28 protein-coding genes are annotated in these 21,946 nt (G+C 55.7%); 16 read left to right on the top strand and 12 right to left on the bottom strand.

Annotated elements, in window-relative coordinates:
* Positions 1-541 precede the first annotated feature (541 nt).
* On the bottom strand, positions 542-1,471 hold the full coding sequence (locus ACILP3_RS09420) for an isopenicillin N synthase family dioxygenase (protein ID WP_395616382.1): 930 nt from the start codon (positions 1,469-1,471) through the stop codon (positions 542-544).
* Positions 1,472-1,524: 53 nt separating this feature from the next.
* Between ACILP3_RS09420 and ACILP3_RS09415 the strand changes: the two genes are divergently transcribed.
* From ACILP3_RS09415 to ACILP3_RS09405, 3 genes are all read left to right on the top strand, one after another.
* Positions 1,525-1,938 (top strand): EVE domain-containing protein, encoded by a 414-nt coding sequence (locus tag ACILP3_RS09415; RefSeq protein ID WP_395616380.1) that lies wholly within the window; start codon positions 1,525-1,527, stop codon positions 1,936-1,938.
* Positions 1,935-2,795, top strand: a complete 861-nt coding sequence (locus ACILP3_RS09410; RefSeq protein ID WP_395616379.1) for a RimK family alpha-L-glutamate ligase — start codon at positions 1,935-1,937, stop codon at positions 2,793-2,795. The genes ACILP3_RS09415 and ACILP3_RS09410 overlap by 4 nt, the downstream gene beginning before the upstream one ends.
* Before the next feature lie 99 nt (positions 2,796-2,894).
* Entirely contained in the window at positions 2,895-3,077 is a 183-nt protein-coding gene (locus ACILP3_RS09405; RefSeq protein WP_395616378.1) for a CsbD family protein, read from the top strand.
* Between the two features lie 62 nt (positions 3,078-3,139).
* On the opposite strand, the gene ACILP3_RS09400 is transcribed toward ACILP3_RS09405, so the two are convergent.
* From ACILP3_RS09400 to ACILP3_RS09360, 9 genes are all read right to left on the bottom strand, one after another.
* Positions 3,140-3,826, bottom strand: coding sequence for a glutathione S-transferase family protein (locus ACILP3_RS09400; RefSeq protein ID WP_395616377.1), 687 nt, complete (start codon positions 3,824-3,826; stop codon positions 3,140-3,142).
* Positions 3,827-3,867: 41 nt separating this feature from the next.
* Entirely contained in the window at positions 3,868-5,097 is a 1,230-nt protein-coding gene (locus tag ACILP3_RS09395) for a serine hydrolase domain-containing protein (RefSeq protein WP_395616376.1), read from the bottom strand.
* Between the two features lie 8 nt (positions 5,098-5,105).
* Positions 5,106-5,747 (bottom strand): CoA transferase subunit B, encoded by a 642-nt coding sequence (locus tag ACILP3_RS09390; protein WP_395616375.1) that lies wholly within the window; start codon positions 5,745-5,747, stop codon positions 5,106-5,108.
* Positions 5,744-6,070, bottom strand: a complete 327-nt coding sequence (locus tag ACILP3_RS09385; protein WP_395616374.1) for a DUF5076 domain-containing protein — start codon at positions 6,068-6,070, stop codon at positions 5,744-5,746. The genes ACILP3_RS09390 and ACILP3_RS09385 overlap by 4 nt, the downstream gene beginning before the upstream one ends.
* Positions 6,070-6,780: a CoA transferase subunit A gene (locus tag ACILP3_RS09380; RefSeq protein ID WP_395616373.1), complete on the bottom strand. Its 711-nt coding sequence runs from the start codon at positions 6,778-6,780 to the stop codon at positions 6,070-6,072. Before ACILP3_RS09380 ends, ACILP3_RS09385 begins: the two co-directional genes overlap by 1 nt.
* 40 nt (positions 6,781-6,820) lie before the next feature.
* Positions 6,821-7,480 carry an HAD-IA family hydrolase gene (locus tag ACILP3_RS09375; protein WP_395616372.1) on the bottom strand — a complete coding sequence of 220 codons (660 nt, stop codon included), beginning with the start codon at positions 7,478-7,480 and terminating at the stop codon, positions 6,821-6,823.
* 21 nt (positions 7,481-7,501) lie between these two features.
* Entirely contained in the window at positions 7,502-8,197 is a 696-nt protein-coding gene (locus tag ACILP3_RS09370; RefSeq protein ID WP_395616371.1) for a VIT family protein, read from the bottom strand.
* 281 nt (positions 8,198-8,478) lie between these two features.
* On the bottom strand, positions 8,479-9,399 hold the full coding sequence (locus ACILP3_RS09365; RefSeq protein ID WP_395616370.1) for an SMP-30/gluconolactonase/LRE family protein: 921 nt from the start codon (positions 9,397-9,399) through the stop codon (positions 8,479-8,481).
* A gap of 51 nt (positions 9,400-9,450) precedes the next feature.
* Positions 9,451-9,978 (bottom strand): GNAT family N-acetyltransferase, encoded by a 528-nt coding sequence (locus ACILP3_RS09360; RefSeq protein WP_395616369.1) that lies wholly within the window; start codon positions 9,976-9,978, stop codon positions 9,451-9,453.
* 172 nt (positions 9,979-10,150) lie between these two features.
* Here ACILP3_RS09360 and ACILP3_RS09355 point away from each other — a divergent pair, with 172 nt between their 5' ends.
* From ACILP3_RS09355 to ACILP3_RS09340, 4 genes are all read left to right on the top strand, one after another.
* A complete protein-coding gene (locus tag ACILP3_RS09355; RefSeq protein ID WP_395616368.1) occupies positions 10,151-10,954 on the top strand; it encodes a universal stress protein in 804 nt (267 codons plus the stop codon).
* Between the two features lie 153 nt (positions 10,955-11,107).
* Positions 11,108-12,430 (top strand): amino acid permease, encoded by a 1,323-nt coding sequence (locus ACILP3_RS09350; protein ID WP_395616367.1) that lies wholly within the window; start codon positions 11,108-11,110, stop codon positions 12,428-12,430.
* A 39-nt stretch (positions 12,431-12,469) separates the two neighbouring features.
* Entirely contained in the window at positions 12,470-13,897 is a 1,428-nt protein-coding gene (locus ACILP3_RS09345) for an NAD-dependent succinate-semialdehyde dehydrogenase (RefSeq protein WP_395616366.1), read from the top strand.
* Positions 13,897-14,250 (top strand): YbaN family protein, encoded by a 354-nt coding sequence (locus ACILP3_RS09340; protein ID WP_395616381.1) that lies wholly within the window; start codon positions 13,897-13,899, stop codon positions 14,248-14,250. The genes ACILP3_RS09345 and ACILP3_RS09340 overlap by 1 nt, the downstream gene beginning before the upstream one ends.
* Before the next feature lie 12 nt (positions 14,251-14,262).
* On the opposite strand, the gene ACILP3_RS09335 is transcribed toward ACILP3_RS09340, so the two are convergent.
* Entirely contained in the window at positions 14,263-14,778 is a 516-nt protein-coding gene (locus ACILP3_RS09335) for a sterol desaturase family protein (RefSeq protein ID WP_395616365.1), read from the bottom strand.
* A 94-nt stretch (positions 14,779-14,872) separates the two neighbouring features.
* Between ACILP3_RS09335 and leuC the strand changes: the two genes are divergently transcribed.
* From leuC to grxD, 7 genes are all read left to right on the top strand, one after another.
* A complete protein-coding gene (gene leuC, locus ACILP3_RS09330; protein WP_395616364.1) occupies positions 14,873-16,303 on the top strand; it encodes a 3-isopropylmalate dehydratase large subunit in 1,431 nt (476 codons plus the stop codon).
* Positions 16,304-16,415: 112 nt separating this feature from the next.
* Positions 16,416-16,622, top strand: coding sequence for an isopropylmalate isomerase (locus ACILP3_RS09325; protein ID WP_395616363.1), 207 nt, complete (start codon positions 16,416-16,418; stop codon positions 16,620-16,622).
* Between the two features lie 4 nt (positions 16,623-16,626).
* Positions 16,627-17,220, top strand: a complete 594-nt coding sequence (gene leuD, locus ACILP3_RS09320; protein ID WP_395616362.1) for a 3-isopropylmalate dehydratase small subunit — start codon at positions 16,627-16,629, stop codon at positions 17,218-17,220.
* Between the two features lie 9 nt (positions 17,221-17,229).
* The gene (locus ACILP3_RS09315) at positions 17,230-18,225 is read left to right on the top strand and encodes an NADPH:quinone oxidoreductase family protein (RefSeq protein WP_395616361.1); all 996 of its coding nucleotides are present in this window, start codon (positions 17,230-17,232) and stop codon (positions 18,223-18,225) included.
* Between the two features lie 67 nt (positions 18,226-18,292).
* Positions 18,293-18,616 carry a DUF1476 domain-containing protein gene (locus ACILP3_RS09310; RefSeq protein WP_395616360.1) on the top strand — a complete coding sequence of 108 codons (324 nt, stop codon included), beginning with the start codon at positions 18,293-18,295 and terminating at the stop codon, positions 18,614-18,616.
* Positions 18,616-18,852, top strand: coding sequence for a BolA family protein (locus ACILP3_RS09305; RefSeq protein WP_125229451.1), 237 nt, complete (start codon positions 18,616-18,618; stop codon positions 18,850-18,852). Before ACILP3_RS09310 ends, ACILP3_RS09305 begins: the two co-directional genes overlap by 1 nt.
* 19 nt (positions 18,853-18,871) lie before the next feature.
* The gene (gene grxD / locus ACILP3_RS09300; protein WP_296195889.1) at positions 18,872-19,198 is read left to right on the top strand and encodes a Grx4 family monothiol glutaredoxin; all 327 of its coding nucleotides are present in this window, start codon (positions 18,872-18,874) and stop codon (positions 19,196-19,198) included.
* Positions 19,199-19,264: 66 nt separating this feature from the next.
* On the opposite strand, the gene ACILP3_RS09295 is transcribed toward grxD, so the two are convergent.
* Positions 19,265-20,512: an MFS transporter gene (locus ACILP3_RS09295; protein ID WP_395616359.1), complete on the bottom strand. Its 1,248-nt coding sequence runs from the start codon at positions 20,510-20,512 to the stop codon at positions 19,265-19,267.
* A gap of 95 nt (positions 20,513-20,607) precedes the next feature.
* Between ACILP3_RS09295 and ACILP3_RS09290 the strand changes: the two genes are divergently transcribed.
* Together ACILP3_RS09290 and ACILP3_RS09285 are read left to right on the top strand one after the other, a co-directional pair.
* On the top strand, positions 20,608-21,681 hold the full coding sequence (locus ACILP3_RS09290; RefSeq protein WP_395616358.1) for a YeiH family protein: 1,074 nt from the start codon (positions 20,608-20,610) through the stop codon (positions 21,679-21,681).
* Positions 21,678-21,946, top strand: a 269-nt coding sequence (locus tag ACILP3_RS09285) for an FAD-dependent oxidoreductase (RefSeq protein ID WP_395616357.1), incomplete at its 3' end; no start/stop codon positions are given. The genes ACILP3_RS09290 and ACILP3_RS09285, both read left to right, overlap by 4 nt.

Below are 21,946 nucleotides of genomic sequence, written 5' to 3'. Positions count from 1 at the left end.
TAGGACATTATGTGCGAACAGCTAATTTTTAACCAAGCACCCGGGGCCTAAAAACCCCCGGACCTGGCGCCGTCGCCCACATGTCCCTTCATCTAAATATCACAATGTCAAAGAGCCGAACCGGTTTTACCCGATTACCACCGACAAAAAAGCGGACACCTATGGTTCCCTGATATTACTACCAGAGGAGTAGGTGACCTAATTGTTAGCGACCGAACCGCGGAAACGCTTGCTTCCCGTCCGGTGAGAGGGCCTCTAAAGTGACTTCGGGATTCGGTCAACCGCCATTTGCAATTTTATTACAAAAAAAATGCACTTCTGTCGTAAATCGACGGTTTTCCGCGGCTTCAGGCCAATCGGGCACCCGGTTTTTTCATGCTGTGAGATAATGGTCCAGAGGGGAAAGAGTTCCGCATTCGGACAAAATTGGCCGTTTTTGGCTGTTTCGGCGCTGTGATTCTGACTGCGCACGACATTTACGATGCGATTCCCGCTGCTGTCCCGAATCCTTGGAGTGGACACACCCCGCTTGGTTCGAACCTTACGCCTTTAACAAACCAATCTCGATCAGCCGCTCGCGCAGATAGTCATCGGCGAGAATCGGGTCTGGGTAACGGTTCGGATTCGCCGCGCTCACGCATTGCGGCAAAGTCGCAATTGGAAAGTCCGAGCGCAGATGCAAGAAGAAGGGCATGGAGTAGCGACTGAACCGCGACCGCTCCCCACTCGGGTTCACCACACGGTGCGTGGTCGATGGCAGCTTATGGTTGGTCAACCGCTGCAACATATCACCTACATTGACCGCCAAGCCCCCCGCTGGTGGGGAGACATCCATCCAGCTACCATCGGGGCGCAGTATCTGCAGACCTGCCTCCTCTGCCCCCAGCAGCAGGGTGATAAGGTTTATATCCTCATGCGCACCTGCCCGGATGCAGCCGTCGACATCGCCCGCGATGGGGGGATAATGCAAAAGCCGCAAAATGGAGTTCCCATCCTCAATCGCCGGATCAAACCAATGCGCGGGTAAATCAAGATAGCGGGCAATCGAAGACAAGATCCGTGCACCAACCTTATCCATCTCTGTAAAGAGCAACTGGAACGTCTCTTTAAATTCAGGAATGTCGGGCCAGATGTTAGGCAGCATGGACCCCGCAAGCGGGCTGTCCGGCGCTACATCACGACCGACATGCCAAAATTCCTTCAGGTCATGAAAGTCCGCGCCCTTGGCAATTTCGGTTTTAAACGGCGTGTAACCGCGCTGACCAGCAATGGCAGCGTCAAAGCCCGCCCGCTTTTGTGATTCAGATTGCTCGAACAGCGTCTTTGTCAGCGCCCATGCCTGCGCAACCAAGGCGGGATCAAGGCCATGATCCACAACAGTTGCAAAACCATAAGTTTGAAACGAGCTACCAAGCTGTTGTCCAAGGGCATCGGCATCACCGATGAGTGAGATTACGGGCATAACTGTCATGGACAGCGCAATACTGCCTGCCGTAAAGGCTTGCCAGCGAAAAGGAGTGACAGGTGGCAAAACAATTTTGGCTCATGAAGTCGGAACCGGACGTTTACAGCTATGACGATCTGGTGGCAGAGGGCGAAGGCACATGGGACGGCGTGCGTAACTATAGCGCCGCGAATAACCTACGCACGATGAAGGTCGGCGATGAAGCCTTTTTCTATCATAGCAATATCGGACTTGAGATTGTGGCCATCATCACGATCAGCCAAGAGCATTTCATTGACCCCAGCGATGAGAAAGCCCGCTTCGTTGCAGTAAAGGTCAAACCGTCGCGCAAATTGAAGCAGCCAGTGACGTTGAAGGCGATTAAAGCGAATCCGAACTTGGCCGAGATGGAAATGCTGCGGCAGTCCCGCCTGTCCGTCGCCCCCGTCCGCCCAGCCGAGTGGCAAGAAATATTGAAGATGGCTGGCGAATGATCCCCCTTCGGATCGCAATATTATGCCCAACGCCAGACTATGAAGAAGATTGGTCGCATATAAGGGCCGATTATGCGCGTTTGTTAGGCGACAGCGCACTTTTCATCGATTGGACGAAGGCGGACGACTTTAGCGCCTTTGACCTTGTCACGCCGTTGCTGGCCTGGGGCTATCCGCGCGATAGCGCGCGCTGGTTTGGCTTGCTTGACCAATTGGAGGCCGAAAATGTGCAGGTGCGCAACCCCGTCAGCATTTTAAGGTGGAACAGCGACAAGGCCTATCTGGCTGAATTAGACGCCGCCGGCATTCCTTCGGTGCCTACAATATTCAGCCCCTTACTCGACAGGGTCGCTCTTGAAGACGCGCGGAAAACCTTCAATGTCGAATCGCTAGTCGTCAAGCCACCGATATCGGGCGGAGCAGACGGAACCTTTCGCTTGGAACGCGACGATATCGTGCCGGATTCGGTCGCTGGCCAACGCATGATGATCCAACCTTATCTTCCCAACATTGCCGAAGAGGGCGAATATTCGCTCTTCTATTTCGCAGGGGGCTTCAGCCACTCCATCCTCAAGCGCCCCGCCAAAGGCGACTTTCGCGTTCAAGAACAATATGGCGGTCGGGAAGAGGCCGTCACCGCACCCCAAGGCGCACTGATGCTCGCGCAGCGGGCATTGGCAGCCACAGCCGAGATTACCAAGACCGGAACATTAGCTTATGCGCGGGTCGACATATTGCGCGATGGTGACGGCATTTTCCGCCTGATGGAGTTGGAGCTTATTGAGCCATCGCTCTTTCTGCGCTTTGCGCCCGATGCAGGCGCAGCTTTTGCCCAAGCGTTAGTTACGGGCGTTTAACCGCTGTTCACACTGGAACCAACGGCCAGCCGCTGGGTTCACTTCTGGTACCGACCCGCAGTTCACGCGCGGTCGGCTGACACAGAAAGGACGTGCTCTATGGGCGAACTAAACGACAAGGCAAAAGGCCTCGGCAACGAAATCGCAGGAAACATCAAGCAAGCTGCCGGCAAGGTATCTGGCGATGAACATCTGCAAGCCGAAGGCATTGTGCAGGAACGCCATGGCGAAGGCCAGAATCTTAAGGGCAAAATAAAGGGTGTGATGGGCGACAAAGTCTAGGCCCCGCACATTCCCAAGAAAAGGCCGCCCATAAGGCGGCCTTTTTCATGTCCCGTCGATATTCAGCCCTGACGATAATCCGCGATTACCGCGCCACAGTCCCGCAGCTCCGCCTCATGGCCGGCTTCACGCCAGCTTTCCGCCAAAGCATCTTTCTCCCAAGCCAGCATCGGTGCGAGCCCTAGCATATGCTGCACCCATTCTTGACCCGCATGGCCCACATCCAATCCATAGGTGCGCACCCGAAACGCCACCGGCGCGAAAAAGGCATCCACCGCAGTAAATTCGGGCCCGGCTAGAAATGGTCCGCCGAAACTGTCGAGACCTTGCGCCCATAATTCAGTCAAACGCGCAACGTCGCGTTTCAACGCGACAGACATGGGCTTGGGCTGGACACGAACCCCGACATTCATCGTACAGTCGTTTCGCAAAGCCGAAAAACCGCCATGCATTTCCGTAACAGCACATTGTGCCCACGCCCGTGCAGCTGGATCAGACGGCCAAACGCCTTCATGCCGATCGGCCAGATATAATGAGATGCCCAGCGAATCCCATATCGTCCGCGCGCCGTCCAGAAGCACCGGCACTTGGCCAGTCGGTGAAAATGCCCGGAATGCGTCATAATTGCTTGCGGCAGTAAAGGGCTCCAAGCGGTCCTCAAACGGGATACCAAGCATCGTCATCAGCACCCAAGGCCGCAAGCTCCAGCTCGAATAATTGCGATTTGCGGTAATCAGCGTGTAGCTCATGTCAGTTTGTCTTTCGAATTTCGAAGTAAAACAAATACTTATCAGTTCCGTGGACCCAGTTCCAACCAGCGCGAGTCCGTCCGTTGATGGTAACTGTCAAACACGGCGAATGGAATGCGGAAGGGTGTGCCCCAGTTGCTGTTCCACATGGCGACAACCCCAACACGCGTGGCCGGATCAAAAATCATGGTTGCACGGTAGCCGTCGACAGCGCCGGAGTGCCCCAATAATATATGGCCGTCATATTTGAAGCTGCGCCAGCCAAGGCCATAATGTGCCTCCGAATTCGCCTGCCGCAATTCGCCGCCATAAATCGGCGCCGTATTCACCCGCGGCGATTGCGCCATCCGCAGCGTCGATTCGGCCAGCACATCGGGGCGGTCGCCCATGGTCGCCTGCATCCAACGGGCAAAATCGACGATATTGCTTTCAACACCCGCAGCCGCTGGAACCCGCCAATAGGTCTCTTTCACGGTGCGGACCATGCGGCCATTATGCGGCCGCGCCCAATCTTTCGCATTGGTGAGGCCAAGCATTCCGAAATTGGCGCTGTTCATACCCAAGGGCAGGAAGAAGCGCTCGCTCACCGCTTCGGGATATGGCCGCTGCGCTGCTTGCTCCAATATCTCGGTGGCGGCGTCAAAAGCGACATTCTGATAGGTGTGACACGAGCCCGGCTGACACTGTAGCGGCGCATTGGCCAGACTGGCACGCAGCACAGCTGGATCTTGGCCATCCTCCAACCGTTCATCATAAGCGTTTTTGGTCAGGCCAGTTTGCTGAGAAAGTAATTGCTGGAAACTCACCCGCGACTCGGCACCGTCGGGCAAACGCAGCGTTGTATGATATCGCGCGACTGGCCGGTCCAAATCAACCAGCCCCTCATTGGCCAAAGTCGCTGCCAATGTCCCCGCAACGGTCTTAGACACTGAAGCCCATCGAAAAACCGTTCGCAGCGTCACCGGCACGTTCGTATCCCGGTCAATCACGCCATAGGTGCGGACAAAACGCAGTTCACCATCTTCAACAATAGCAATAGCAAGCCCCGCCATTTCCGATCTTTGCGCCATGGCCGCAAATTGTTGATCCAGTTGGGGGTAATCGATCCGGCCGCGCCATTCGTCCGGCTGGTCCGGCAGATTCGTCTGGGGCTTGGTAAATTTACCCAAGATTGCGGCGACCTGATTATCATCAGGCGCAGAGCGCATGGCATATAGACCCGTCAGTCCCAACACCGAAACCACAATCAAGGCTGATAAAGTCCGCCGCATGTTACGAGTTAGATCGCAACCTCGAAATGGGCGGTTGTCTTTGCCCGCACATCGTCAACGCTGACGCCGGGTGCGACCTCAATCAGCTTAAACGCCGATATTTTGTCAGTCCGCTGAAACACCGCGAGATCGGTTATGATCATGTCGACGACGTTTTTACCCGTCAGCGGTAACGTGCAAGCCGGAATGAATTTGGGCGATCCATCCTTGGCATTATGCTCCATAACCACGATGATCTTCTTGACGCCGGCAACAAGGTCCATCGCCCCGCCCATGCCTTTAATCATCTTGCCGGGGATCATCCAATTGGCAATGTCGCCATTTTCCGCGACTTCCATCGCGCCCAAGACGGTCAGATCAATATGCCCGCCACGGATCATGGCAAAGCTGGCGGCGCTGTCGAAATAGGCGGTCTGCGCAAGCTCGCTAATTGTTTGCTTACCCGCGTTGATCAGGTCAGCGTCCTCTTCGCCAGCAAAAGGAAACGGCCCAATACCCAACATGCCGTTTTCCGATTGCAGCGTCACTTCGACGCCCGGCGGAATGTGGTTCGCAACCAACGTCGGAATGCCGATGCCAAGGTTCACATAATATCCGTCGCGCAGCTCCTTTGCCGCGCGGGCGGCCATATCATCACGGGTCCAGCTCAATGTATCAATCCATCTTCATCGGTGGTTGGGTGCTCGGTTGGCAAATCGGTCGGGTTGGCCCGCTCGGCATCCACCCCTTCCCAAATGCGCGATAGTGCCTCGGCCTCGGAGACGCCCGTTGCGCGCGCCCATGTCCTGGCACCATGGCGAATGCAGTCGACCAAGGCGATGCCATAGCCCATCGGATCGCCGCCAACGGGCACAGGGTTAATGAAGCAGGTGACTGGTCCGCCTTCCTTCGCCCAAACACGCAGAAACTCCCGAGAGTCGCCTAACATGTCGGCATATGGGACGAGGTCGATAGGAACGGGTTTGTCAGCCATCACGCATCCTCCCTTTCGCGCACGGTGCGAAATTCAATCTTTTTGTCATAAGGCGCACCAACGATCATGCGCTGCACATAGACGCCGGGCAAATGGATGCAGTCTGGGTCAAGACTACCGACGGGCACCAATTCTTCGACCTCAACCACACAAATCTTGCCGCAAGTCGCCGCAGGCAAATTGAAATTGCGTGCGGTTTTGCGGAAAACCAAGTTGCCGCTTTCATCGGCCTTCCAAGCCTTGATGATCGACAGGTCGGCGAATATCCCATGTTCAAGGATATATTCCTCACCACCAAAGTCTTTCACTTCCTTACCTTCAGCGACCAAAGTGCCGACGCCCGTTTTGGTGTAAAAGCCGGGGATCCCGGCGCCGCCAGCGCGCATGCGTTCGGCCAAAGTGCCTTGCGGACAGAATTCAACTTCCAGCTCACCCGCCAGATATTGCCGCTCAAATTCTTTATTCTCGCCCACATAAGACGAAATCATTTTTCTCACTTGCTTCGTCCGCAGCAGCTTGCCGATGCCTTCATTGTCAATGCCGGCATTGTTCGACACAAAGGTCAAGCCCGTGACCCCGCTATCGCGCACAGCATCCAACAAGCGTTCGGGAAGGCCGCAAAGGCCAAAGCCACCGCTTGCAATCAAAATGTCGTTTTTCAACACGCCTTCAAGCGCCGATTTGGCATCGGGGAAAAGTTTCTTCGCCATGAAATGCTCCAAATAATGGGAGACGGAACAGACCTTTTGCCTAGACCCCAAGTGGCGTGAAGGTCAACGCCAATAGCGCGCCTAGATCCTGCAAAGCTTGATCACCGCTTGTAACTTTTATGGCGGCCATCCCCATTGCGGCTGCCGGTTTGCAGTTGATGCCAAGATCATCCAGATAGATGCATTGCGAAGGTGCAACCGTCAGAGCCGCACACATCATGGCATAAATGCGCGGATCGGGTTTGCGCACCCCTGCCTTGCTCGATTCAATGATATGGTCGAACCGTTCCATGACCGCAGAGATCGCCGCCGCTTTCTCATCACTCCCCGCCATGCCAGCGCCTTTGCCAGACGGCACATTGTTGGTAATGCACCCAAGCGCAAAGCCCTTGGACTTCAACACATCCAATGCTGCCACCATATTCGGGCGGATGTCACCCGATAGACAGGCAATCACCGACGCGCCGTCAAGTTCATGCCCCAAGGCCAACGCTTCGGCGGCGAACAATGCGTCAAATTCTGCTGCATTGCACTCTGCCCGTTCAAACTTCGCCCATGCATTATCATCAGGGTTGCGCGCATTCACGCTACGCACGAAATCCTTGGGCAGACCGCGTGTCGCCTCCATGCGGTTGAAGGCCTCAAAGGGCGATGTCGTAATGACGCCGCCAAAATCGAAGATAACAGTATTGAACGTCATGTTTTTCCTTAGGATTAGGAACTAGGCGACCGTGGTGCAGAACAAAGCGCCAATAGCAGCGGTGGCCGCCATCGCAATCGCACCCCAAAAGGTAACGCGGAGTACAGCCCTGCCAATGCCTGCTCCGCCCGCTTTTGCGCCCACGGCGCCGAGGACGGCTAAGAACAACAAAGCGGCAATGGACACAGTCCAAGTAAGATATGGCGCTGGAGACAGCGGCACCATCGCCAAGGGCAAGGATGCGCCAATGGCAAAGGCAGCAGCCGACGCCAAAGCTGCCTGCACTGGTCGTGCGGCAGTGTGTGTGGCCATGCCCAATTCGTCGCGTAAATGCGTCGCCAGCGCGTCGTGCGCTGTGAGCTTGTCTGCCACCATCTCTGCGAGAGCGCGGTCAAGACCCCGCGTTTCATAAATGCCCACCAGCTCCTCGCGTTCCTTATCAGGAATCGTCGCCAGCTCATTCTCTTCCCGTATTCGGTCCGCACTTTCGGTATCTGCTTGCGAGCTGACCGACACATATTCACCGGCTGCCATTGACATGGCACCCGCAACCAGTCCTGCAATCCCCGTCAGCAATATGGTCGCGGGGGTTGCTTGTGCTGCGGCCACGCCGACAATCAGGCTTGCCGTCGACACAATGCCGTCATTCGCTCCAAGGACGGACGCACGCAACCATCCGATGCGGTCGATCAGATGCGCTTCCTTGTGCCGAGGCATATATTGGTTTCCAGTTCTAGGGTCAGGACCTATTAAATACACCTTCGCGGTTTGAGGCCATTTTGTTCAGTGCAAGGCGGTAAGCGCAGGACTTAGTGGTTCTAAGTCCAAGCTTACCAACGTGGCAATGGACAAAATGGGTCAAATCCGAAGGACGCCAAAATGGCTTCGATCTCAAAGCAAAATGCCCTTGCAGGCAGAATAACTGCCTGCGGCGGACATTTTCCTCCGATATCTTTGCCATTTTGACGCCGCGAAGGTGCATTTAACAGGTCCTGACCCTAATATTGCAGCTTAAGCCCCGGCCGCGCCCATCGGGTTTTCACCAAACGCCCGCTGCCCGACAGGCAGATATAAGCGTCCCGCATATCATCGCCGCCAAAGGCAATGTTGGTCGTAAAAATATCATCGGTCCCAACAAATTCGACCAGATCGCCGGTCGGTGAAATAACGCTGATCCCGCATTCGCCGATGGTCGCGACGCAGATATTACCATTGGCCTCCATGCCAAGACTGTCAAAGAATTTATACCCTGCTGGGCGGTAAACCGGAATGCCCGGGCCGCCGGGACCAGCATCGCCAGCGACCTTACCGGGCGCGGTAATGTTGAACTTCATCAAGCGGCAGGTATAGGTTTCTGCAGCGTAGAGCGTGCTACCATCGGGCGACAAGCCAACGCCATTAGGGTTATTTGACGGAAAGATAACTTCCTCCAAATGGCTGCCATCCGCCTTGGCATAGAAAATGCCGACAACATCATGACTGCGTTTTGCATAATCGATCTTGCCGTGATCCGTGAACCAGAACCCGCCATGTGCGTCGAAAACGATATCGTTTGGCCCACGCAGGCTGCAGCCGAAGTCGCCCGATTTGTAGAGTATCTCAACCTCGCCGGTTTCGATATCGATGCGTTCAATCCGGCCGCCCGAATAATCCTTTGCGATGCCGTGCGGAGCGAGAAAGCCATTGGCCTCCATATATTCGAACCCGCCATTGTTGCAGCAATAGAGCTTGCCATCTGGTCCCATCGCTAGGCCGTTCGGTCCGCCGCCGGGCGTCGCGATGACGGATTTGCTGCCATCGGGGCGTACGCGCGTGATTTGTCCTTTCGCAATCTCCACCAAAATGACGCTTCCGTCAGGCATGATCACGGGTCCCTCGGGGAAGCGGAGCCCATCGGCGACCAATTCAAACTCAGCCATATTTTCTCTCTCCTTTTTGGTGCGACCCACGCGCACGCATCCCTTAATCGATTAGGCAGGCTCTCGCGCTGGCGCTGATCGGTCTCCCTCGCCAAGTTCGGCTTGCATATAGACTGTGTCAAGCCACCGACCGAATTTACGGCCGACGTTGCGCATCCGTCCAGCATGGGTGAAACCCATCTTATGGTGCAAAGCAACCGAGGCGGGTTCGCCGCCGCCAATAACGGCAATCATCTGCCGAAAGCCGCAATCACTTGCTTGGTCCATTAAAGCGCGCATCAATTGCACGCCTAGGCCCTGCCCTACAAAGGCGGGATCGACATAGATCGAATCTTCGCAGGTGAAACTATAAGCAAGCCGATCGCGAAACGCGGTCACATAGGCATAGCCCATGATAGCTTCGGCACCCTCCGCCACAATAAACGGCCATCCCTTGCACAATATGTCGCGGATCTTCTCTTCGGTTTCAGCCGGTGTGCGAGGAATAGCATCAAAGCTGGCGGTGCCATGCTGCACATGATGCGCATAGATCCGGGCAATGGCCTCCGCATCCGAAACGCGCGCAGGACGTACCAACACATTCGTTAAAGCCAGTCTTCCATCATTCATCCGTCATGGCTGACATAATATCCCATGCTTTGAAAGTTTTTTGCTGTGTTTGATGTCCATCAATGATTTTGCAGCGTTTAGGTCCAAGATAAACTTTGTGAGACCGGCGCATCACTACCGGCCGTTAGCTAAGGAAATGGCGATGAAATCTATCATGGTACATGCAGGCACAGATGCCGCATTTGAAAGCAGATTGCAGGCGGGACTTGACCTTGCTCGTCGCTTCGACGGGCATATGTCGCTCGTTTTGCCGAGGCCAACGCAGGATTATGTCGCGTTCGACATGTTCGGCGGCGCACATTTTGTAGCCGAGGCCTTTGAAGCTGCGGAACAGGAACGTGAAAAGCTGCGTACGCGGATTGATGCGCGGTTGAAAGCGGAGGATGTCCCTTGGGACTGGCAAATATTTGATGGTACGACGTCAGACGCGCTGATCAACGCTGGGCGATTGGCGGATGTCTTGGTCATGTCGTTGGATAGGGCGGGCGCGGCGGGCCCTGCTCGCGCGTGGATTAGCGATGTGGTAACGGCATCGCGCACCCCTGTTCTGGCAGTCCCTGCGAAAGCCGCGCCGCTTTCCTTCGACCGTGCTATGGTCGCATATGACGGCGGTTTTGAAGCCGCCAATGCATTGCGTGCAGCATTGCCATTGCTTCAAGCCGCATCGGTTGTCCGCATATCCGAAATCGAAATGCTGCCGGAGCAACTTCCAGTCACCGACGCGGCGACATATTTGTCGCGCCACGGCATCAATGCCGAAATAGCCGTTGCCGCAAAAGGCGATCAGAGCGTCGAGGAGAGGCTTTTGGCCGAGGCAAATGCATGGGCGCCCGACTTCCTCGTCATGGGTGCCTATAGCCACGGACGGTGGCGTGAAACCGTGTTTGGCGGCGTAACGCGGTTCATGCTTGGCGCGCTTGGTATCCCGGTCCTGCTCGCCCATTAGGCTGCAGCCAGGGGTCAGGACCATTTTAGTTCATCTTCGCGGCGTCAAAATGGCCTCAAACCTCGACGGTGGATTTAAATTGTCCTGACCGTAAACAAAGCTTGGCTTTTGCGCCCGTTCCATGCCAGCGTGCACGAAACAAGGGGGACTTAAGTGAGGCAAGATACAGCCGCAACCGCTCGGCCCATGGGGTTCTGGATGGCGCTCGCTTTGGTCATGGGCAGCATGATCGGATCGGGCGTGTTCCTGCTTCCGGCAAGCCTTGCACCCTTGGGATGGAATTCAGTCATTGGCTGGGCCATTACCGTTTCGGGCGCATTATGCGTCGCATCTGTCTTTGGCGCGCTGAGCAAGGCATTGCCCAAGGCTGGCGGACCTTATGCTTATACAAAAGCAGCTTTCGGCGATGGTGCGGGCTTTGCGATTGCATGGGCCTATTGGATTTCGATGTGGGTCGGTAACGCCGCGATAGCGACAGCGGCGGTCAGCTATCTTAGCCAGTTGTTTCCGGTCGTCGGCACACACGGCGTGTCCGCCGCCGTGACCATATCCATCGTATGGGCTTTCACGCTGATCAACATTCGGGGCACCAAATTGGCGGGACAAGTTCAGGTCATCTGGACAATTGCCAAGTTGCTCCCGCTCATCGCGGTTATTGGGCTTGCGGCTTATGTGTTAGCGATTCAAGGCACCGGTGTTGTCCGCAGCTTCGACCTGACAGACATTTCAGCGGCAAGCATTTCGACGGCCACCATTTTGACCCTTTGGGCAATGCTCGGCCTTGAACTGGCGACGGTTCCAGCCGATAAAGTACAGGACCCTGAACGCACCATCAACCGCGCAACATTGTTCGGAACCGCTGGCGCTGGCGGCATTTACATATTGGTCTGCTCAGCTGTGGTTTTGATGTTGCCTGTGGCAATCACCAGCGCCTCTGCGGCGCCATTTGCCGATTTTGTCAGCATCTATGCGGGCACCAACGCTGGCACCGCTATCGCTGCCATTGGCGCAATCAGCGCGCTTGGTGCATTGAACGGGTGGATCATGTGTCAGGCAGAATTACCCGCCGCTTTGGCACGCGACGGCTTGTTTCCAGCGTTTATGGGCAAGGCAGCCACCAATGGCACGCCGCGCAATGCGCATCTGTTCTCTACCAGCCTGTTGACGCTTGTTATCCTGATGAATAGCAGCCGAACGATGGCATCGATGTTTGAATTTCTCATATTGCTCACCACGGCCATTGTGCTGGTGATGTATTTCGGGTGCGCAGCAGCGGCGTTCCGGCTCATCCAGACGGGCATATTGAAGGTAAGCGCAGGGTTTAAACTCATCTTATTACTGGCCGCTATCTATTCCTGCTGGACGATATATGGCGCAGGTTCCGAAGCTTTGGTCTGGGGCATTGCCTTATTGCTCGCCGGCTTTCCGGTTTTCTGGCTATTGCGAATTGCAAGGGGTTCCAAAGCGGCCACCTGACGCCTACAAGCAAGGCACATAAAATTTGCAGGAAAACCGATGAGCTATTCCAATGATTTGGGCCTATATATCGACGGCAGCTGGCGCACGGGCGAAGGCCGCGACACGCATTCCGTCATCAATCCAGCCACGGGCGAGACGTTAGCCGAATTACCGTTGGCGACGGCGGCTGACCTTGATGAGGCCCTTGCCGCGACGGCCAAGGGCTTTACGCATTGGCGCAGCGTCGACGTTAATGCTCGCGCGGCGATATTGCATAAGGTCGCTGACCATATTCGTGAACGTGCAGAACCAATCGCGGTCATGCTTACCACTGAACAGGGAAAGCCGCTGGCCGAAGCGCGCACTGAGGTGCTGTCCTGTGCCGCGCAATTCGACTATTTTGCCGAGGAAGCAAAACGCAGCTACGGGCGCGTACTTGTGCGACCAACGGGGCAGCGGGCGCTAGTTTTGAAACAACCCGTCGGGCCAGTGGCCGCATTTTCGCCGTGGAACTTCCCAGTCAACCTGATGTGCAAGAAAATGGCGGCTGCATTGGCCGCAGGATGCTCCATCATCGCCAAGCCGCCGGAAGAAACACCCGCAAGCACCAGCGCAATCATGCAATGCGTCATCGATGGCGGCGTGCCGGGTAATGTCGCGCAATTGGTCTATGGCGTACCCGACATGGTCAGCCGCCATTTGATAGCGTCGCCCATCATCCGCAAGGTCAGCTTCACCGGCTCGGTCCCCGTTGGTAAACATCTGCTCAAGCTTGCCGCCGATGGCGTGAAACGGACCACCATGGAACTGGGTGGTCATGCACCCGTGCTGATTTTCGACGATTGCGACCTTGAAAAAGCCATCACCTTGTCCGCCGCCACCAAGTTCCGCAACGCGGGCCAAGTGTGCATTTCGCCCACACGTTTTTATGTGCAAGAGGGCGTTTATGACCGCTTCGTGGCTGGCTTTGCCGCCCATACGATGAAGGTTCAGGTCGGCAATGGCCTCGACGCAAGCACCGACATGGGCCCATTGGCCAATGGACGGCGACCGTCGGCAATCGCGGCCTTGGTCGAGGATGCTACATCAAAGGGCGCAAAGCTGCTGACCGGCGGATCGCGCGGCAACCATGGTTTTTTCTTTACGCCAACGGTGCTGTCCGATGTGCCGATGTCGGCCAAAGTGATGGATGATGAACCCTTTGGTCCCGTTGCACTGATGCGGCCATTCAAGACCTTTGACGAAGCCATTGAACAGGCAAACCGACTACCCTTCGGCCTTGCCGCTTATGCTTTCACCGAAAATGCACGTCAGGCGAACCTCGTCGCCGACGCGCTGGATACAGGGATGGTTGGCCTCAACAGCTTTGTCATCTCAATGCCTGATGCGCCCTTTGGCGGCGTGAAAGAATCGGGCTTTGGCAGTGAGGGCGGCCCCGAAGGGCTTGATAGCTATTATGTGACCAAGGCAGTCCACCAATATTGATAAAGCGACCGCTGTATCTGTGCGCCGGCTTGCTGGCCGTGGCCCTTGGCGCGGTCGGCATTGCCCTACCTTTGCTGCCGACGGTGCCGTTCATGATCTTGGCCGCATTCTGCTTTGCGCGGAGCAGCCCGGCGCTTGAGGCGCGGCTGTTGGACCACCCGAAATTTGGACCTCATCTTGTGGCGTGGCGGGAAAAGGGCGCCATTAGTAGGCGCGGAAAATGGTCGGCGACCATTGCGTTTGGTGTCAGTATCGCCATCGGCTTTGCGGCTTTGGCGTTACCATGGTCGCTTTTGCCTGTGGGCGCAGCCGTGCTTTGCCTTGGTTGGATTTGGCTTAGGCCGGAGGCTTAGGGTCAGGACCACCTAAATGGCAGCGTCGCGGACAATCGCCGTGCCGGCAGCGCGTTGTTTTTTCAGATCAGCCTTCAACTTGGCCGGATCGCGCGCAAATACGAAGCCAAAACTTACCCCGCCTTCTTTGCCAATCGTGGCATGGTGCAGCTTGTGCGCCTGTACCAACCGTTTCGCATAGCCACTGCGCGGAACATATTTGAAATAACGCTGATGCACGAGGCCATCATGCACCACGGTATAAATGATGCCGTAAAACATAACACCAAGACCGATCCACGTCGCGGGTTCCCACGCGTCGTTGCCAAGCACTAAAGGGCTGCCGATCGCGAATAGCGAAATGCTGATGACGGCGCCCACAATGCCATAAAGATCGTTCTTTTCCAGCGCATTATCGTGCGGCTCATGATGGTCACGATGCCAGCCCCAGCCCCAGCCATGCATGATATATTTATGGCTAGACCAAGCCACCCATTCCATGACAAAGACCGTTGCAAGAACGATAAGGATGATGCTGAAAATGCTCATATCAACCTTAATAGACGCAATGTTTTCAATTTTGAAGTGCAAGCAGTGCTGCCTCACTTGATTTAGCTGCAATCGCTTCTATGGCATTTTCATTATGTCAGCACCGCAAACACTGTACGAAAAAATCTGGAACGCTCATGTCGTGGAGCAACGCGACGACGGAACGTGCCTGATCTTTATCGACCGTCATCTTGTCCACGAAGTCACTAGCCCGCAAGCCTTTGAAGGCCTTCGCGTCGCCGGACGCCAGGTGCGGCGGCCAGACCTGACCTTGGCCGTGCCGGATCACAATCTACCAACTACGGCGCGTTTGGACGCCAATGGCAAGAATATCCCGATTGCTGACCCCGAAAGCGCGGAGCAATTGGAAGCACTGGAACGTAACGCGCCAGAGTTCGGCATCGCTTATATTGATGCCACCGATGTGAAGCAGGGCATTGTCCACGTCGTCGGTCCGGAACAAGGTTTTTCCCTGCCCGGAACGACAATTGTCTGCGGGGATAGCCATACCGCCTGTCATGGCGGGCTGGGCGCATTGGCCTTTGGTATTGGCACGTCAGAGGTCGAACATGTTTTGGCGACCCAAACACTTCAGCTTAGCCGGTCCAAGTCGATGGAAGTCCGCGTTGAGGGCGAGCTTGGTCCTGGCGTTTCGGCCAAAGACGTTGTGCTTCATATTACCGGCGTGCTGGGCGCGTCTGGCGGGACGGGCCACGTCATCGAATATACAGGCGCCGTCATTCGCGCGCTCAGTATTGAAGGCCGCTTAACCATTTCCAACATGGCAATCGAACATGGCGCGCGCGCCGGCTTGGTCGCGCCTGATGATGTGACTTATGCCTACCTGAAGGGTCGCCCGATGGCCCCCAAGGGCGGCGATTGGGACGCAGCTGTCGCTTATTGGCGTTCACTCGCGACCGATGCGGGCGCAGTCTATGACAAGGTCGTCACCATCAATGCCGCTGATATCGCGCCAAGCGTCACTTGGGGCACGAGCCCAGAGGATGTGTTGCCGATTACAGGCGCCGTTCCCGATCCGTCGACCTTTACCGATCCATCGAAGCAAGCCGCGGCTCAAAAATCACTGGACTATATGGGACTGACCCCCGGCACGCCGATGACCGACATATCGGTGGAAAACATCTTCATCGGCAGTTGCACCAATAGCCGGATTGAAGATCTGCGCGCTGCTGCCGCTGTGCTGAAAGGCCGCAAAAAGGCGGATAATGTCAAATGGGCAATCGTTGTTCCCGGCAGCGGCTTGGTGAAGCAGCAGGCCGAGGCGGAAGGTCTTGACCGCATATTCATCGATGCCGGTCTTGAATGGCGCGAACCGGGTTGTTCAGCCTGCTTGGGGATGAATCCCGACAAGGTGCCTGCCGGAGAGCGTTGCGCATCCACCAGCAACCGCAATTTTGTGGGGCGGCAGGGACCCGGCGCACGCACGCATTTGGTCAGCCCGGCTATGGCGGCGGCAGCCGCCGTCACTGGAAAGCTTACCGATGTGCGTGTATTGATGGGCTGACATATAATATCACCATGTGCCGATGCGAGTTCAGCCTTGCGCAAAGATAAGCTATTCTCTTTAATAGTCACAAAAGCCAAAGCTAAGGTTTAGCCCATCAAGGAAGAGACATATGACCGATGAAAAATCCGATGGCGACGATAAATGGTCGACCGCAGCGAAAGTTGGTGCAGCTGTAGGTTCAGCCGCGCTGATGGCCGCTTTATTATATGCCGGACGGCGCAGCCTGACCCAGAAAAAGGGCAAGCTTGAACCTATGTCCCCGGAGCCCGAAACCCAGCCCGTCACTCAAAATCAACCCAAAACAGGAACGGACTAGACCTATGCAGCCTATCAGCAGCGTTAAGGGCAAGGCCTATCCGCTTGGGCTGAAAAATGTCGACACCGACATTATAATTCCGGCAGCATGGCTCAAAACCATAAGCCGGTCTGGGCTTGGCAAAGGCGCGTTTCAAACCTTGCGGAGTGTGCCAGGAAATGTGTTTGATGATCCGGCATATGTAGGCGCCCCGATATTAATCGCTGGTGACAATTTTGGGTGCGGGTCAAGCCGCGAACATGCCGCTTGGGCTATGGCCGATTTGGGTATTTCGGCTGTCATAGCGCCGAGTTTCTCCGACATATTTTCCGGCAACGCCTTCAAAAACGGTCTATTGGCCATCGTCCTGCCGCAAGAAGCCATCGACCGCCTGATGGACGTGGCGAAGACCGATGAGATCCATATCGATCTCGAAACGCAGACAGTCACCACGCCGTTTCAGGACCGCTTTACATTTGAAATTAACCCCTTCCGCAAACATTGCCTAATCAACGGCGTCGATGAAATCGGCCTTACGCTTAAAAGCCACGACGCAATTTCGGCCTATGAAAACAAGATTTCGGCAAGCCAGCCCTGGCTGTCGCCCAACCAAGCCTAGGAGAGAGACATGCGCGCCTTGTTATCAACCGCCAGCGGCGGCCCCGAAACGCTCGTTATGGGCGAGCTGCCTGAACCAGTTGCTGGTCCTGGCCAAGTCGTTGTTGCGGTAAAAGCATGCTCGATCAACTTTCCTGACACGTTGATGATTGTCGACCTGTATCAGTTTAAACCAGAGCGCCCTTTTGCACCTGGTGGCGAAATCGCTGGTATCATCGAAGCCATTGGCGATGGCGTTAGCGGATTTGCCATTGGCGACCGCGTGATAGGGCTGTGCGGCAATGGCGGGCTGACCGAAAAGGTCGCGGTTGCGGCGTTCAACTGCTTCAAAATGCCCGACGCCATGTCTTTTGACGATGGTGCGTCGTTGCTGATGACATATGCCACATCGATTCATGCACTGAAAGATCGTGGCCATATGAAGGCTGGCGACAATGTATTGGTCCTCGGTGGGGCTGGCGGCATTGGCATTTCGGCGATCGAGCTGGCCAAAGCTTATGGTGGCCGCGTGGTCGCTGGTGTTTCGAGCGAAGCCAAAGCCGAAATAGCAAGAGAGGCTGGCGCCGATGAAGTTGTGGTTTACCCCCATCAGCCCTTCGATAAGGATCAATCCAAGGCCGTGGCCGAAATGTTCAAGACCGCCGCTGGCCGCGATGGCTTCAACATCATCTATGACACAGTCGGCGGAGATTATAGCGAGCCTGCGGTGCGCGCCATTGCATGGGAAGGCAAGTTTCTGGTCGTTGGCTTCCCCGCCGGCATCGCCAAGCTGCCGTTAAACCTGACGTTGCTGAAAAGCTGCGATGTTTGCGGCGTCTTCTGGGGTGCCTTTGCCGCGCGTACGCCACATAAGAACCACGCCAACGTCTCGGAATTGTTCGATCTTTATGCCGCGGGCAAAATCAAGCCACGTATTTCGGAGACGTTCGCACTGGCCGATGCTGGGACCGCGATTGCCCGGCTTGGTGACCGCGCGGCTGTCGGGAAGCTGGTGGTACACATTTGACGCCATCAGCCTTGTTGATTGTACGCAAAGCCATTATCTTGGGCAGACAACAGATAGGAACTGCAACATGACAAGTTTCGACAACCGCGAGACCGCTTTTGAAAATAAGTTTGCGCATGACGCAGAAACGCAGTTCAAGATAACCGCCCGCCGGAACAAGCTGCTCGGGCAGTGGGCTGCCGAAAAAATGGGCCTTACGCCAGAAGAGACCGCAGCTTACGCCACTTCCGTAGTGCAAGCGGACTTTGAAGAAGCTGGCGACGAAGATGTTGTGCGCAAGCTGCTGGGTGATTTGACGTCGGCAGGTGTTGAAATTGACGATGCCATGATTCGTAGCGCGCTTGAGGACAAAATGGTCGAAGCGCGTCGCCAGTTTATCGAGCCAGCCTAATGGCAATGCAGGCAGACGAAATTGAAGGCATGATCAAGGCAGCTTTGCCTGATGCCTTGGTGGAGATTACCGACCTTGCCGGTGACGGCAACCATTATGCCGCGCGCGTCGTGAGTGAGAGCTTTCGCGGGCTACCCCGGGTCAAACAACATAAGGCGGTTTATGACGCGCTGGGCGGACGGATGGGCGGCGTTTTGCATGCCTTACAGCTCACGACAGCCATTCCTCAGAATTAGAATTTTTGGAGTATTTTACATGAGCGTTCACGAGCGAATCGAAGAGATCGTCAAAGGCAATAATGTTGTTCTGTTTATGAAGGGCAGCCCCCTGTTTCCGCAATGCGGTTTTTCGAGCAAGGCGATAGCCATTCTTGACCATCTCAACGTCGCTTATGAAAGCGTCGATGTTCTGCAAGACATGGAAATCCGCGCCGGTATTAAGGATTATAGCGATTGGCCGACAATCCCCCAGCTTTACGTCAAGGGCGAATTTCTGGGCGGTTCCGATATCATGATGGAAATGTACGACGCTGGCGAACTACAGGAACTCGTGGAAACCGAGGGCCTTGCAAAGCCAGCATAAGCGTTAGGATGCATTAGAACTTCATGTGGCGCGCTGACGCGTCACATGAAGGTTTTTATATGGCCATCATACGGCGATTGTGTCGGCTTTCTCGACACGCTGGATATGCGGCAACAGCCAATGCAGCCAGGCCAAAGCAACTAAATAAGACGCTGCAGCAAAGATAAACAGGGGCATGAAACCCAACCCCGCCGCCAAAACGGCGCCTGTCACAAGCTGGATCAAGGCGCCGCCCATATTGCCCATGAATGCGCCAAAAGCGGTAACGCGTCCAACCTTGCCACGTGGCACAACGTCGGTGATGATCGAGAATATCGACAACGAGAAGCCCTGATGCCCCGCCATCACCACACCCATCATAATCGCCACGGGCCAGAATGAATCCAACGAGAGAACGAAGGGCAAAGGCACCACAATGGCAGCCGACCCGAACATGATCATCTTGCGCACGCGGTTGACGCTCCATCCCGCTTCCAAAAGCCGTGTTGATAACCAGCCTGCGAACAGTGCGCCTGCCCCCGACCCGAAAAAGGCTATCGCCAGCGGAATCGCCAGCTCGCCTGTCGTCAGGCCAAATTCCTTGCGATAAAAATCCGGCAGCCAAAAATTGATGAGCCACCACGTCGCGTCGGACAACATTTTGGCAATTACGATTGCCCATGTGCGCCGTTCCATCAATATTGGGCCATAAGGGGCGCCATCATCGGCAAAGTCGCGATGGGCGTCTTCGGCCCTATCATCAAACTTAACCCCGCGCGCAAACCACAGCCACAGCGCCAGCGTTATGAAACCGCCGACCCCGCCAAAAATAAGTGCGCCGCGCCATCCCCAAATGGCAGCAATAACAGGGATGAAAAATGGCAGGGTGATGGTGCCAATCCCGGCAATCGCCGTTCCCACGCCAAAGGCGAACGAGCGTTTGTCCGGCGGAAAAAGCGTAGCGACGGTCTTAATGGTCAATGGCGTCTGCACCGCTTCAGTCGCGCCGAGGCCAATACGCGCAGCCACAACATGCCAGCCCGCAATTGCCCAGCCATGCGCCATCGCCGCAAGGCTCCACGTCGTTACGCCAGCTATCATTGAGCGCAGCACGCCAATTCTATCAACGAGCCACCCAGTGAACAGGAAAGACAAGGCTGCTGCGATCTGCGTTACAAAGGCGAGATTGGCAAAATCGGTATCGCTCCAACCGAGGTCAGCCGAAATGTCAGGCTTAAGGATCGCGATGACTGGTCGGTCCATGGCATTGAAAATGCCGGCAACACACAGCAGCCCAAACAATGTCCAGCGCAGCGTCGGCGTGATTGGCTTCATGTCGCTTCACCACACTGCATAATTGTCTCCGCTCGGCCGATAGCGCATCCCGCTTTATGCTGGAACTCCTCGCGGACTCGCCTATAGAAGGCGATATGACACCGCAAGACATAAACGCGAATTACATCGCTGACCTCTATGGCGAAACATACCTCGCGGAGGATAATCCTGCGCGCGCCAAAAAGTTTTTGATCAGCGCCCTGTTTCCGGGACTTGCGATTGTCGGCATCGCCTCAGTCGCTGCAACTTGGTTTTCCGAACATTATGGCATGCCGGTCATCCTCGCGGGTTTGTTGCTTGGCCTTGCACTCAATTTTGTGTCGGCAGAACAAAAGGTGCATCCCGGGCTTGATTTCTGCGGCACGTCCTGCTTGCGCTGGGGCATCGTATTGTTGGGCACTCAAGTCACAGCACTGCAAATTGGCGGACTTGGTGCGCTCGCATTTCTGGGGCTAATTGGCATCATGTCTTTGGTCATGGGCGCTGGACTTCTAGGCGCACGACTTGGCGGACAAAGCCGATATGCAGGCTGGCTAGCTGGCGGCGCGACCGCCATCTGCGGTGCGTCCGCAGCCTTGGCGATTTACGCAGTCATTGGACGCGAGCGCCTGAACCAGTCGCAGTTTACGCTCATTCTCGTTGGTGTGGCCTTGACAAGCGCAGTTGCGATGTCATTCTACCCGCTGATTGCCGCGCAGCTCGATTTCACCGACAGGCAAGCTGGCTTCTTGATGGGTGCTGCGGTGCATGATGTCGCGCAATCTTTGGGCGGCGGATATAGCTTCTCCCAATCGGCGGGTGAGACTGCGACAATTGTGAAGCTGTCTCGCGTCGCGCTTCTCGCGCCTGCCGTGGCGCTTGTCGGGCTTGCTATAGGGTCAAGCGATGGACGCTCCAGAAGCTTAGCTTCCAAACTCAAATTGCCTTGGTTCATCGTCGCCTTCTTTGTTACGGTTGCCGTAAATTCCGTCATTGACGCGCCCGACTGGGTCGCGGAATATGGCTTGATCGCGTCAAAGGCGATGTTGTTGTTTGCGGTGACGGCTACCGCTATGCGGTCACGGCTTGATTTGTTGCTTACGCAAGGGTGGAGGGCGCTGCTGCCGGTGATGCTGGCGACCCTGACCGCTTTTGTGACCGCAGCGGCATTTGCATGGGCATTTTTATGAACCAGATAATCTATGATATAGCCGTTATAGGTGGTGGCATTAACGGCGCAGGCATCGCACGGGACGCCGCTGGCAGGGGCGCCAAAGTTATCCTGCTTGAACGCGGGGATTTAGCGCGGGGTACATCGTCAGCCTCTACAAAGCTGATCCATGGCGGGCTGCGCTATCTGGAACATTATGAATTTGCCTTGGTCCGCGAATCCTTAATTGAACGCGAGCGGCTTTGGGCGATCGCGCCGCATATTATCTGGCCGCTGCGCTTTAT

The organism is Sphingorhabdus sp. (assembly GCF_044239665.1).
Classification (GTDB): domain Bacteria; phylum Pseudomonadota; class Alphaproteobacteria; order Sphingomonadales; family Sphingomonadaceae; genus Sphingorhabdus_B.
This window is presented reverse-complemented; position numbering and strand designations above follow the sequence as displayed.

What these genes read in the sequence shown, in the direction of transcription:
- ACILP3_RS09420 (WP_395616382.1), bottom strand. Translation starts at nt 1,471, where the DNA reads ATGACAGTTATGCCCGTAATCTCACTCATCGGTGATGCCGATGCCCTT.
- ACILP3_RS09410 (WP_395616379.1), top strand. Translation starts at nt 1,935, where the DNA reads ATGATCCCCCTTCGGATCGCAATATTATGCCCAACGCCAGACTATGAA.
- ACILP3_RS09405 (WP_395616378.1), top strand. Translation starts at nt 2,895, where the DNA reads ATGGGCGAACTAAACGACAAGGCAAAAGGCCTCGGCAACGAAATCGCA.
- ACILP3_RS09400 (WP_395616377.1), bottom strand. Translation starts at nt 3,826, where the DNA reads ATGAGCTACACGCTGATTACCGCAAATCGCAATTATTCGAGCTGGAGC.
- ACILP3_RS09395 (WP_395616376.1), bottom strand. Translation starts at nt 5,097, where the DNA reads ATGCGGCGGACTTTATCAGCCTTGATTGTGGTTTCGGTGTTGGGACTG.
- ACILP3_RS09385 (WP_395616374.1), bottom strand. Translation starts at nt 6,070, where the DNA reads ATGGCTGACAAACCCGTTCCTATCGACCTCGTCCCATATGCCGACATG.
- ACILP3_RS09380 (WP_395616373.1), bottom strand. Translation starts at nt 6,780, where the DNA reads ATGGCGAAGAAACTTTTCCCCGATGCCAAATCGGCGCTTGAAGGCGTG.
- ACILP3_RS09375 (WP_395616372.1), bottom strand. Translation starts at nt 7,480, where the DNA reads ATGACGTTCAATACTGTTATCTTCGATTTTGGCGGCGTCATTACGACA.
- ACILP3_RS09370 (WP_395616371.1), bottom strand. Translation starts at nt 8,197, where the DNA reads ATGCCTCGGCACAAGGAAGCGCATCTGATCGACCGCATCGGATGGTTG.
- ACILP3_RS09365 (WP_395616370.1), bottom strand. Translation starts at nt 9,399, where the DNA reads ATGGCTGAGTTTGAATTGGTCGCCGATGGGCTCCGCTTCCCCGAGGGA.
- ACILP3_RS09355 (WP_395616368.1), top strand. Translation starts at nt 10,151, where the DNA reads ATGAAATCTATCATGGTACATGCAGGCACAGATGCCGCATTTGAAAGC.
- ACILP3_RS09345 (WP_395616366.1), top strand. Translation starts at nt 12,470, where the DNA reads ATGAGCTATTCCAATGATTTGGGCCTATATATCGACGGCAGCTGGCGC.
- ACILP3_RS09335 (WP_395616365.1), bottom strand. Translation starts at nt 14,778, where the DNA reads ATGAGCATTTTCAGCATCATCCTTATCGTTCTTGCAACGGTCTTTGTC.
- leuC (WP_395616364.1), top strand. Translation starts at nt 14,873, where the DNA reads ATGTCAGCACCGCAAACACTGTACGAAAAAATCTGGAACGCTCATGTC.
- ACILP3_RS09325 (WP_395616363.1), top strand. Translation starts at nt 16,416, where the DNA reads ATGACCGATGAAAAATCCGATGGCGACGATAAATGGTCGACCGCAGCG.
- leuD (WP_395616362.1), top strand. Translation starts at nt 16,627, where the DNA reads ATGCAGCCTATCAGCAGCGTTAAGGGCAAGGCCTATCCGCTTGGGCTG.
- ACILP3_RS09315 (WP_395616361.1), top strand. Translation starts at nt 17,230, where the DNA reads ATGCGCGCCTTGTTATCAACCGCCAGCGGCGGCCCCGAAACGCTCGTT.
- ACILP3_RS09310 (WP_395616360.1), top strand. Translation starts at nt 18,293, where the DNA reads ATGACAAGTTTCGACAACCGCGAGACCGCTTTTGAAAATAAGTTTGCG.
- ACILP3_RS09305 (WP_125229451.1), top strand. Translation starts at nt 18,616, where the DNA reads ATGGCAATGCAGGCAGACGAAATTGAAGGCATGATCAAGGCAGCTTTG.
- grxD (WP_296195889.1), top strand. Translation starts at nt 18,872, where the DNA reads ATGAGCGTTCACGAGCGAATCGAAGAGATCGTCAAAGGCAATAATGTT.
- ACILP3_RS09295 (WP_395616359.1), bottom strand. Translation starts at nt 20,512, where the DNA reads ATGAAGCCAATCACGCCGACGCTGCGCTGGACATTGTTTGGGCTGCTG.
- ACILP3_RS09290 (WP_395616358.1), top strand. Translation starts at nt 20,608, where the DNA reads ATGACACCGCAAGACATAAACGCGAATTACATCGCTGACCTCTATGGC.